At 44.5% G+C, this 13,214-nt stretch carries 1 protein-coding gene (only partly in view); it reads right to left on the bottom strand.

The window, feature by feature from the left end; all coding sequences use genetic code 11:
• Window positions 1–55: 55 nt before the first annotated feature.
• Window positions 56–13,214: the 3' portion of an SDR family NAD(P)-dependent oxidoreductase gene (locus tag QUB61_RS07420; RefSeq protein WP_333125623.1), read on the bottom strand. The gene runs 1,994 nt beyond the window's last position; the window shows 13,159 of its 15,153 coding nt (coding positions 1,995–15,153); its start codon lies off the right edge, out of view; its stop codon occupies window positions 56–58.

Genomic DNA, 13,214 nt, shown 5'->3' with positions numbered 1-13,214 from the left:
TATATAACTCTCTTTTTTCTGAGGTTTGGCAAAAACTAAGTTAAGGAAATAGGAATTAAAACTTGTCAGCCTCTGCTAATAAGCTATTTAGCATTGAGGAACGATCCGGCAATGAAGCAAGCAGAGTATTTTCAACGACCGAAACACCAAAATTTTTGAGGATTTCATTGGATGCCTTAGTCACCACTACTTGTTCGGATTCGTGAGCCAATATTCGCTCCAAAGATTCCATTCCTTCCTCAACATTGAGGCTGTAAATTCCCTTTTTCTGGAGATAGGCTTCGTACTGTTCATGTGTTCCCTCGAAATCGTCTTGTTGCTTGTGCGACCAATAACCCCAGTTAATAGTTTTTACAGGATAGGTCACCTGCCTGTTCATTTCATGGGCAAAGGCATCTTGGAACATACACCCTCCTATGTAACTACTCATATTCGCTGACATAAATTTTAAGCGTTGAGCAAAACTTTGCATGGAGGAGAAGAAAACTAGAAAATCTAATGGTTCGTTTTTTAGCACAGAGTAAAGAGCCAAAGCAGACTGGACTTTACCGTCAAATGAACCTGCCCGGAATCGCTCTTCGCTAAGACTGCGTATGGGAACCCCTTGAGCGACCATAACTAGATTAAATACACCATGAATGGTGTTCTTTTCTTCTTTAATTGTATCAAACACTGCTCTGGTTTCTTCCTCAGACCAATTTTTTAAAGTAATGTATCGGGGGCGAGGACCCAACGCACCAATCTCTTCTATTTTTTTGTCTATCCACTCATTCTGCTCTCGTCTCCCTAGCCATATAACCTCTGCCTGATAGGTCTTTACCAGGTATCGAGTCAGGAGTCCGCCTACGTGTCCCGCTCCGCCAGCTAGTACATAGATGCCTTTGTTTCGCAGGCGACTTGGTGCCAGGCGAGGTAAATCCAAGCCCTCCAGTTTTCTAACGTAAGCATTGCCGTTGCGCTCCACAACCACATTTAAACTTTGACGATCGCCGTTGCCATTTACGCTGAAGGGGGGAAAAAGAAAATCCTCTTTACTCTTAGAAGATGGCAATATATCGATATTGTTGCGATCGCATAGATTAACCTGCCAATGGGTATGCTCTTGGGCCAAAGAAGTGGCCAATCCTACGATTACGGACGCATAGGGGTCGGTTTGATCTTCTGGGTGTAAGGCATAGGCACGATTTGTCAACAATATCCATTGCAAGGGTTTCTCAACATAACCCAACTGCTCCAATTTTTTCACCAAACTCAGTAACCCCATTACATACCAAGGTTCCTGAACAGTTTTCCGAAAACTATTTTGGGATAGAAGCAATGTTTCGCTTGAGGTAGCGAGGAAACAAATATGGCACAGAGGCGAGGTAAGTTGCTTTAATAGATTCTCCAAGTGGTCGAACTGATAATTATCCGTGTCTGGAAGACAAACAGAGAGAACCTCCTGTTGCCGAGCTTGATAGATTTTTAACAGCTTTTCCGCCTCTGATCTCTGTTCTCGATCGTAGACTAGCAGAGTAGTACCATTGGTGTGCTGTTTCTGAGCAGGGGTATTTCTATAAGCTAAACGTTGCCACACCGGAACGTAAATCAGCTTTTCCAGGTTAACTGTTTTTAAAGTTTTAAGCTTAATCCCACTATAACGAACCGCCACTTGCCCCCACCGATCTAAAATTTGCACATCGAGTTCCTTCTGTGCTCCTTGCACGACATAGGCATAAGCAGGTTGTTCTACGTCATGCCATCGTTCCACTTTTTGGATGAAAAAGGGAATCCCAACTTCTTGTTGAGATGAATCAAGCCAACGACAGGCTAGTAAGGCTGCAACAAAGATTGCAGGATGGAAAAGGTATTCAGTACCCTGTTGAATCGGTATATCAATCGCTATTAATGCCTTTCCTCCAGCAGCCCAAGCTGCTGTTGCTCCTTGATAAAGGCTTCCCAACACAACCCGGTTTGTTCCAAACGATCGGTATGGTTCTTCCGGAAACGCTTGTTTGGGTATGCTGCTTTTTAAGCGGTTAATATCTAGGGCAGGTAGTGGTTCCAGAGATTGCGCCCAATAGCCATTACCACGACAATAAACTGTGTTTTCATCTGTTTCACTACCGATGAATCGGTAGTGAAATGTATCTTGTTCTACTTCCACCACAAGTTGAACTGAGTATCGATCGAGCACATAAAGTGGAGTGAGCCAGCTTAAATCTTGTAAAACCGCAGCTTGATTAGGCACGATCTGGTTTAAACAGTCCAGCAACATTTCTAGAAAACCCACGGACGGAAAAACAGGTTTTCCATCGATAGTATGTTGCGCCAAAAGCGGTTCTGTGGATTTTAACTCTTTTTTAAAAATATAGTCTTTTTGGGGTCGAGCCATTCTCACTGGAGCCGATGAATCAAACCAGTAACGGTCTGGAGAAAAAGGATAGGTGGGCAGGGGAACTCGCCGGGGTTTAACCGTTCTCGGTAATTGAGTCCAGTCCAGAGTCAAACCTGATACCCACCAAGCAGCTAGTTTCTCCAGTTCCCGATTGGTTAGAGCGGCCAACAGATCGACTGAAGAAACCGTCGAAGGGTTCACTTCCTCTCCCTTAACCTCACCAAAATTTAAATTTTCATCCTTTGTCTTGTTTGCTAGAAAGTCCAACAATTTTTGCAGCAAGGCATCTTTCGCATTAACGATAAAAGCTACCCGCGTTTCCATCGCTTCGCGTCCCACCTGTAGAGTATATGCTATATCGGACAGAGAATAGGATGGCCCATCCAGCAAAAAACGATACAGATTTCCGGCAACTTGCTTGAGTCGCTCATTATTTTTAGCCGATAGGATAATTAAAACTGTTTCTTCCTCTTTTCTTTCGTCTTCTTCTTTATACTCTTCCAGTACTATATGTGCATTGGTGCCGCTAAAGCCAAAACTGCTAATAGCGGCTCGCCTCAACTCTCCTTCCTCAACAGACCAATTCTTGAGTTCCCTATTCACATAAAAGGGGCTATTCTCAAAATCGATATGTTCGTTGCTTTTTTCAAAATTTAACGATGGCACTAATTTGCAGTGTTGCAAACATAATAAAACCTTGATAAAACCTACAATCCCTGCTGCTGTAGCAGCATGACCGATGTTGCTTTTAACCGAGCCTATAGCGCAATAGCGTTTTTTATCGGTATACCCTTGAAAGGCTTTGGTAAGAGCATCGATTTCGATTGGGTCACCTAATTTTGTCCCTGTACCATGCGCTTCAACATAATTAATTGTGACCGGATTGATGTTGGCGTTTAGGTATACATTCTTTTCTAATTCACTCTGGGAAGCAGCACTAGGAGCGGTGATACCATAGGTTCGTCCATCTTGATTGCAGCCAGATCCCAGGATCACCCCATAGATATGGTCACCATCTTTACGAGCCGTTTCTAGAGGTTTTAAGACCACAGCCCCTACTCCTTCCCCAGGCACAAACCCATCCGCTCTCTGGTCAAATGTTTTACATTTTCCATCCGGTGCAAGCATCCTGGCATTACTCGCTACAATATGGAAATTAGGGGTTGTACCAATATAGACACCGCCGACGATGACCATATCGCTTTCACCTTGATGGATACTCTGACAACCCAAATGTATCGCCACCAGCGAGGACGAACAAGCCGTGTCAACAGTAATACTAGGCCCTTTCAGGTTTAAGAAATAGGAAATGCGTGCAGCGATTAGAGAACCAGCGTTACCCCAAAAGGATTGGGGTTCAGATGGTACTCCCGCCTCCCGCATTTTTAACCGATAATCCCCAGGATCCGCACCAACAAAAACACCACATTTAGTGTTAGAGATGGATGCATTATTTGCGTAACCCGCATCTTCTAGGGCTTTCCATGCCTCTTCTAAAAACAGCCTCTGTTGTGGGTCGGTGAGTTCTGCCTCTCTACCTGACAGTTTAAAAAAGAGGGCGTCAAATTTATCGATATCGGTTACGAATCCTCCCCATTTGCAGTGGGTTTTATCGAGATGCTGTGGATTAGCATTGTAGTAGGCGTTAATGTCCCATCGCTCCGCAGGGACTTCGGTAATGCTATTTTTACCATTAGCTAGGTTATGCCAAAATTCCTCTACGGTAGCAGCTCCCGGAAATCTACCGGACATACCAATCACTGCGATCGCCCCAACTGACTGCTTTTTTTCAGTATTAACCTCATTATCCTCGGAAACTGGCTGCTTTTTTTCAGTAAGAATCTCGGAAACTGACTGCTTTTTTTCAGTATCAAAGGTCACAACAACTTTGCCAATGTTTTCCCGTTGTTGTAAACAGTGATAGGCATCGCGAATCTGAGCAAACGAGAAACTATGACTCAATGTTGGCCCGATCTTTCCTTCCGCAAGCACTTGGGCCATAAGTGCCAAGTGTTCCGTCAGCAGTTTTGGCTGCTTGGTATATAATCTGCTCATATCAATGGATTGAAAAGTCTGATTATCGACCAAGTGGGATAAGTCAAGTTGCCGAGAATTCTTCAGCCCCGCCATAGCAATTTCGATATAACGTCCACCGGGAGCAAGAAGATTTAAACCCTTCTGGATAGCATCATCTGACAAAGTATTAAATATTACATCAACACCTTGTCCATTGGTCATCTCTAAAATTCTCTTGGCGAAATCCTCTGTGCGGTAATTAATCAGGTTATTAACGCCTTTCTTGTTTAAATATGCCAATTTCGCCGCTGAACCAGCCGTGGCATAAATCTCTGCACCCTTCAACGAGACTAATTGCACCGCAATTAATCCTATTCCCCCCGCAGCGGTTTGAATGAGAACCTTTTCACCCGGTTTGACGTTGGCCAAGTTAAAGGCGTGGTTCATGGTTAAAAAGACCACGGGGAAAGAACACGCCTCTTCGTGGGTTAAACCGGAAGGTTTCTTAACTATATTCTCCTCCCTGATTAAAACCAGTCCAGAGTGTCCTCCCATAGATTGCCCCATGACGGCAATTACTTCATTTCCAGGTTGAAAACGCTGTACCTTCGCCCCAGTACGCAAAACCACACCAGAGACTTCCGATCCCGGCGTAAATGGATAAGGCGGCATATTGGGATATAATCCGCGCATACATAGAACATCTGCAAAATTGAGAGAGCAAGCCCTGACTTCGATTTCTACTTCTCCCTCACCAGGTGCAGTGGGTTGGATGGCACGAATTTCTAAATCTTCAGGGAATCCCGATTTAATCACAAAAACTGCCTGATAGGTCGAGGGCAATCCTTTTTCTTTTTCTTCTTTTTTTTCTTCTTCTTTAATTTTCTCTACTTGCGTATTATTGACTCCCAATGAATCAACAGTCTCCCAGTCGTGATGGAAAACAGATGTCGAGGTTTCCAAAAGTTCCAAGGATTCCAAGGATTCCAATGTTTCCGATGCCAACAGCGGCTGAATCTGCTCGCTATATTCATCGAAAATGGCATTGGCAAAACCTTCTATATTGGCGTGGTCAAAAAGTACTGTAGTTCTTAGCTGAAGTTTGAGAGCTTTATTAATTCTGTTGATAAGGTCTACTCCGGTAATAGAATCTACCCCGTATTCAGAGAGTGGTTTTTTGATATTGATATCTTCCGGACTGACATCTAATGCTCTAACCAGGTTGTCAGCAATGCTCTCCTGAATATACGTTTTCACATCCGTTTTTTTTCTGACTATTTCAGGTTTAGTCTGCCGAATTGATGGCGATTGTGACTTGACTGAGTTAGCTTTTGTTACGCTTGGAGTCCCTACGGTTTTGCGATCGCGTCTGATTATACCGTTACTTTCAGCAATAATCACATCTTGCCCAAAATCGAAACGCGCCTGAGAAGATTCGTTTAAGCTTAAAATAGAACCGAACCCCTCCTCCTGTAAAACATTTCTCCATATAGCTAAACTCAAGGTGGGACCACCCGGTAGCCGTTCCTTTTCATCATCATAGAGCCACCAGCCCTTCAGTAACCCGAATGTGTAAGTTAAAAAGTCTAGATTCTTTACCCCCTCATTAATAATCAGCCAGCCATTAGTCTTGAGAAGGGCTTTGGCATGACGAAGGGTATTATTGATTCTGCGTGTTGCGTGAAATACATTGGTAGCAATAACGATCTCAAAATCGAATAGTTCGTAACCTTGAGCTTCCACATCCCTTTCTACATCCAGGATTTTGAAATCCACAAAAGGATTATCCGCCTCAAAAGTCTTCCTGCCATAATTGATTAGGCTAGGGGAAATATCGGTATAGACATAAGTAAGATGTTCACCGTATTCTCGCACGGCATCAAAAATCATCGTACTTGTAGAGCCGGTTCCTGCACCCACTTCGAGAATCTTGATTTTTCCGTTTTTGCCTAACTTTGGCATACAGTGACGAATGTAAGCTAAGACGTTAAGCGCCACAGATTGGTTGTAATGGTCTACTTGGGCGTTGCCTTTGTAAATACCTTCAACCCGCTCCATCGAGGAATTCGGAAACATAACGTCTGTCCCTGCGATTTCCCCACGCAGTACCTCCAAACAGGCAGACATACAAACCCATACCAGATTTATATGAGTTTTCATTTCCGGGTAAGACGAAAGCAATTGATTCCTTTCCTCTTCCACACATTTAATTGCTTCCTGCACCGAAGCACTCTCTACTTCAGTGGTAGAGACAATTTGTTCTCCTTGAATCCGAATCCATCCGGCACGAGCGAGAATGTTCAATAATTCATTGAATAAACGCGAATAGTCAGGTGTGACTGATAACCTTGTTCTAAGCTGTTGTTTGTCGTATCGCTCATGGGCATTGCGGAATACCCCTGCTTTATTAAAACATAGTAGGGTGAGATGTAACCCCAATCTATTAATCTCAACAAAACACTTTTTTGTATTTTCCGATTCGTTAAATCCCCCTAAGGTTCGGTCTATAAGGGTATGTAGGGTAGGAGGTGTTTCTTGGGGAGAGAAGACTAACTCGTAGCTGAAGTCAACGTTAATCCCTTCCAGAAATTTCTGATTCGCGTTTATGGACATAACCTGATGCCATGGATGCGACAGAAGCCGGGAAACCGACTCCATCCCCTGTTCAGGTTGAATTGAGTACAGTCCTGCAGCAGCCAGCTTTCTGTTAAATTCCTCGGAGGCGACAATTCCGACAGTTCCCCAGTAACCCCAGTTTATGACCTTGACAGGATAATTTCCTTTCTTGGCGAGGCTGTGAGCATATGCATCTTTGAAGGTACAACCTGCCGCGTAATTCGCCTGACCTGCGTTGCCCGACAAGGAAATTGCCGACGAGAAAAACAACATAAAGTCAAGAGATTCATCCTCAAAGATTTTATGTAAAATAACGCTGCCCCGTACTTTGATATCCAAAGCCATACGCAAAGTGGACTCATCCATGTTTTCCAGGGTTTTATCCTTCAAGATAATAGCCGAATGAAAAACTCCATGAATCTTTCCGTATCGGTTTCGAGCTTCTGCCAGCGCTTTTTTCATACTATCCAAATCGGTGGCATCGGCTTTTAAGTACAGGACTTCGCCACCTTTGGATTCTATGGTGCGGATTGTTTCTTTCTTTTGTGCATCTAATTCGCTTCTGCCCACAAGAATAATTTTGGCTTGGACGGTTTCTGTGAGATAACGACAAAGTTCTAAGCCGATACCACCTGCCCCTCCTAGAATGAAATAAACTCCTTTGGTGCGAAAAGGTATTTTTGCAATGGCAGGTAGGTTAATAGGGACTAATTTGCGTATATAACGTCTTCCTTTCCGCAGCGCTACGGCTTCACCTTGAGGATGAGGTGGTTCGGTCAGGATAGGAGCCACCCACGCCTGTCTGTTTTCTTCTGTTGCTTCCGCTGCAAAATCGTCAAGGTCAATGTCCAAGCAACTCACTTCTAGTTGAGGGTATTCTCTAGCCAGGGAAGAGGTAAAACCCTGTAAGCTGGCAGTACGAGGGTCGAGCATTTCTTCCGGTTTTATTTCATACACCCGGTTGGTGAGTACTTTCCAGCGAAGACGACCAGTAAAGTTGTGCGAATTAATGCCCTTGAAGAGTCGAAAGAGTGACAGTATGCCCTGTTGCTGGCTTTGTTCAATAATTTCCAGGTTGTCATCACCTGCCCATTTTGTTTGGTTCCCACTCAAAAAGTAAATGGTGAGCGCCGACGATCCGACCTTTTCCTTTAAAGCCAGGATGCAGTTATGCCAAGCTAATGAATCCTCAGCTTTCACCTGCCAAAGGTTTGTCCCTTGTCTTTCAGATGTTGATCCCAATTGAAACCTAAAACATTTATGACTGCTATGGGCATCGGCAAGAGTATCTGCCAAAGGCAAACAAGACAAGGGATACACTAACAAAAAGATTTCTTCCGTGGTGGTTGGGAGAGGGGGGTGATTTTTTTCTTCTAGCATCCAACTAGGGGCATAGAAAAATTCAGCTAAGGGATCTTTAAGTTTTCTCAGGACAACATCACTCAGCTTCAGACAGACCTCACCCTGTTCATCTGCAATCACCACGTTGTACCGCGATTTGCCCAGAATTTTGACTTGTGCATAACCACGGGTTGGTAAAGGGCGAACCCGCTCCACCTTCTCTACAGCATAAGGCAGCATCGGTTGTCCAGTTTTTGTTTGCAGAGGGTCAAACAGTCCGGCGATCGCCTGGAGAGCGCTATCTACTAAAGTAGGATGTAGCTGATATTGTTGAAAGTCTCTCTCACAACAAGCTGGTAACTGAAATAAACCCAAGGCTTCTTCATCGTTTCCCCAGATTTGTTCTAGTCCCTGGAAATGAACTCCATAATCAACACCTTTTTCCCGGCAAGTGGTATAATGGGTGAGTTTGTCCATCTTTCGAGAGCAACGTGTTTTGATATCTTCTATGGACAAGGGTGGTTCCTTCGTACCGTCTTTTTGTCTAGCTAAAATAAACTCACCCTGGGCGTAAATCGTATCTCCAAAACGAATTTCAAAACCTAATTCTTTGTCTTTTTGGCTAATAACGATATTAATTTTTTTGCATTCTTTGCTGACCGCTACGGGTTGTAGCCAGAGCACTCTAGCGATATTATATTCTTCATTCCCTCGCACCCAAGCAAAAGCTGCGAGCGCAATTTCCAGGATTCCTACACCGGGGAGAACGGGCTGATTTTTAACTTGATGATCGCTGACGATCCAATCTGTGTAGGATAAAGTCTTGTAAAATACGGCTCCAGTGCCTACACTCTCTTGAACATCAAATCCATCCAGTAAAGGGTGGGAGTAAATGACCTGGGATTTTGTCTCTTGAGACATCCCCACTTCGGGAATCCAATAGCGTTTTTGAGCAAAGGGGTAAGTCGGCAGGGAAGACCGTTTTGGTTTCGGTTCGCTGTACAGTAACTGCCAATCAATGTTTACCCCTTTAGTCCACAGCGCAGCTAATTTACCTAACTCTTGATTACCCAGCAATTGCCGGACAAAAATTTCTCCTATTTCTCCTTGCAGGAGTGTCTCCATCTCTGTCTCTGTGGTTTGCACACTACCTCGATAACAAAGTTCGTTCTCTGCCAAACCTTGGTAATACTGCAACAATTTTTGACGAAGTTCTTCCGAACTGGATGCAATCAAGGCTAATCGTTCTTCCATAGCCTCACGCCCCACTTGTAAAGTATAGGCAATACTCTGCATTGACGGATGAACATCGACAGACGACGAGGGAACAGAAATGAACTCGAAAAGCTTCCTAGCGTATTCCTTTAGGCGATTTTCATTCTTCGCAGACAAGAGAAACAATAAGGGCTGCCCGCCTATGTCTGCCTTTGACTTGTCGTTATTTCTCTTCTCTACATATTCTTCCAGAATTAGGTGTGCGTTCGCCCCACCCGCTCCAAAGGAACTGATGCCTGCTCTGAGGGGATAAGTCCTTTTCACATCCCCTTCCTGAATCACCGGTCTTTCCCATGTTTCCAGTTTTCCCTGTAGACAAAAGGGAGATTGTTCAAAACGGATGTTAGGATTTACAGTTTCCGAGTGGATTGAAGGCGGAAGTTGTTTATGTTTTAGTTGTAAAACAACCTTGGTTACAGCGGCTATACCAGCAGCGGCTTCCAAATGACCGATATTAGCCTTTGCAGAACCGATGCGGCAAAATTGCTTTTCATCCGTGGTTTGCTGGTAAGCCTGCATTAAACCGGAAATCTCAATCGGGTCTCCTAACTCCGTACCAGTACCGTGTGCCTCCAGATAACTGATGGTTCTGGCCTTGACATTGGCTCGTTCCAGAACTTCTTTAATCAGTAAACCTTGGGCATTGGGATTAGGTACAGTATAACCGTTGGTTTTGCCACCGTGATTCAGAGAACTCCCTTTAATAACTGCATAGATATGGTCTTCATCCTTGATTGCTTGATCTAGTGGCTTCAGTAAAATTGCCCCTATGCCTTCCCCTGGCACGTAACCATCGCCGCCATCACCGAAGCTGCGACAACGTCCGTCACTGGAAGCAAATCCGTTTTGACCCAATTGCAGATATTTATTCGGGTGCAGAGCTAGATTAACTCCGCCAGCCAAAGCTAAATTGCAGTCCCCATGTCTGATTGATTCACAGGCTAAATGGATAGCAGTCAAAGAGGAAGAACACATCGTATCTACAGCCAAGCTGGGACCGTTAAAGTTAAAGAAGTAGGATACCCGGTTAGCAATCGAGGAAAGAGAGTATCCAAGGAACATCGGCCTACCCTTGGCGGTTTCTTCGACTCCCAGCAACTGATATTCCAGGTAAAGCGCCCCAACAAAAACGCCGACTTTCTCTTGCTCAAGTTTATCCCTCGTATAGCCGCTATCTTCAATGGTTTCCCAGGCTGTCTGTAAAAACAGGCGTTCCTGCGGATCCATAATTTGGGCTTCTTTGGGAGCTATGTTAAAAAACAGGGGATCAAAGCGATCGACATTATTGATGAAACCTCCCCATTTGCAATAGCTTTTTCCTCTTTTATTCTTCTGGGGGTCGTAATACTGACGGTAATCCCAACGTTCTTGGGGAATCTCGGTAACACAGTTTTTTCCTATCTTTAGGTTTTGCCAAAAGGTTTCCAGATTGTCTGCCTGTGGATAGCGACCGCTAATTCCTATAATGGCAATTTCCTGGCATTGTTGGCCAAGCTGTTGACTAACAGGTTTAACCGCAGATATTGGCTTTGAATCAACATTCAATTTTTTTGTTGTAGGACTGGAACTTTCGACAGAGATTGATCTGGCAGCCAATTTTTCAGTCGGTATCTTTTCCCACTTCTTGAGCAATGCAGTTTGATGATGTTCAATAAAATATTGAGCAAGCTCGGACAAGTTTTGTCGCTCAAAAAATAAGGTGCTAGGCAACTCGCCGAAATGGGATTCTAATTCCCGATTCAAGCTGAGGATCATAACCGAGTCAATGCCGTACTTTTCAAAGGGCACTGAGGCTTGAATCTTGGCGGCAGGTATTTTCAGGGCTGTTGACAGAATATCTTGCAGATATGTCTCGATTTCTTGACGCGAATCCTCTAAACGTTTTTCAGTAACATGGTCAGAGGGCGGGTTGTCTTTCTCTCCAGCGTCTTGGGGTTCTTCTGGAATCCAGTACCGTTCTCTAGCAAAAGGATAGGTCGGTAGAGAGATGATGTGGGGAGTCGCATCTGGATACAGTACCGACCAATCTATCTCTACTCCTTTGATCCATAGTTGAGCCAATTCGTCGAGTGAAGCGCGAGTCTGTTTGCTGATTTCTTCTCGTGTCCAGGACAAGCCGCCGACCTCTGCTTGTATACTGCCATGATAAACATGGGCTCGGTCGCTGCGTCCTTCGATATAGTCCATCAACTTTTCTCTTAATTCTTCACTATCGAAGACAACTAAGGATAAACGTTCCTCCATAGCCAGCCGCCCAACCTGGAGCGTGTAAGCTAAACGCGATAAATCTATATTGTTGGAATTGTCGAGATAACGACAAAAATTTTCTGCCATTTCTTGGAGCCGGTCTTTGTTCTTGGCCGACAAGACTATGAGTACGGGTTCTCCCTTCCGAGAGGAAAAAGAACCGGGATTCAACTCCTCTTGATATTCTTCAACAACGATATGACAATTTGATCCGCTAAACCCAAAGGAATTGATAGCCGCTCTTCTGGGATAAGATGAATTAGGCTGCCAGTCACGTAACTTTTTGTTGATATAGAAGGGGCTTTCGGCAAAATCATTATGGATATTCTCCCTTTCGACATAAAGCGTGGGAGGAATCATTTTGTGACGTAACGAAAGCAGCACTTTCATCAAGCTTACGACCCCAGCCGCCGCAGAGGTATGCCCGATATTACTCTTAACCGAGGCAAGCGCACAGTACTGCTTCTTTGTGGTATGGGTACGAAATGCCTGTGTAAGCGCCTCTACTTCGATAGGATCGCCTAACTTAGTACCCGTTCCATGTGCTTCAACATAGGAAATACTTTCGGGGTGAATATTGAACTGTTGATATACTGCTAATTCTAACTCTGACTGAGACTTGCCACTCGGAGCGGTGATTCCGTTGGTCTTGCCATCCTGATTAGTACCTGTTCCCTTAATAATCCCATAGATCGTATCTCCATCGGCGATAGCCCGGTCTAAACGTTTCAGAGCTACCACACCGACGGCTTCGCCAACAACAAGTCCATCAGCAGTGTTATCAAAAGCCCTGCACTTACCTGTAGGCGAAACCATCCCTGCCTTGCTCATTTCAACATAAAGTTGTTCCGATAGGTAAAGTGTCACACCACCGGCTAGCATGATATCCGTTTCTCCTTCCCGGAGACTTTTGCAGGCTAGGTGAATAGCCATCAAAGAGGAAGAACAGGCAGTGTCTATGGTCATCACCGGTCCCCGCAGGTTTAAAAAGTAGGCGACACGAGAGGCCAGAATCGAATTGGCGTTGCCTAGCATGACTTGCCCGTGATTCTTGATTAGACCATGTTTATATAAAAGTGCTTTATAATCGTTATAAATAACCCCTGCGAATACGCCACATTTGACGCTATCTAGCCGTTGCCCGACATATCCAGCATCTTCAAGCGTATGCCAACAGCTTTGCAGAAAAAGACGTTGTTGCGGGTCCATGACTTCCGCTTCTACGGGAGAAAGGTTAAAAAACAGGGGATCGAATTTATCAACATCCCGTAGGAATCCACCCCATTTGCTATAACTGCGATTGGGTTTCTGGGGATCGGGGTCATAATATTTTTGCACGTCC

Origin of the sequence: Microcoleus sp. C2D2 (genome assembly GCF_036702495.1) — a bacterium.
Classification (GTDB): domain Bacteria; phylum Cyanobacteriota; class Cyanobacteriia; order Cyanobacteriales; family Microcoleaceae; genus Microcoleus.
This window is presented reverse-complemented; position numbering and strand designations above follow the sequence as displayed.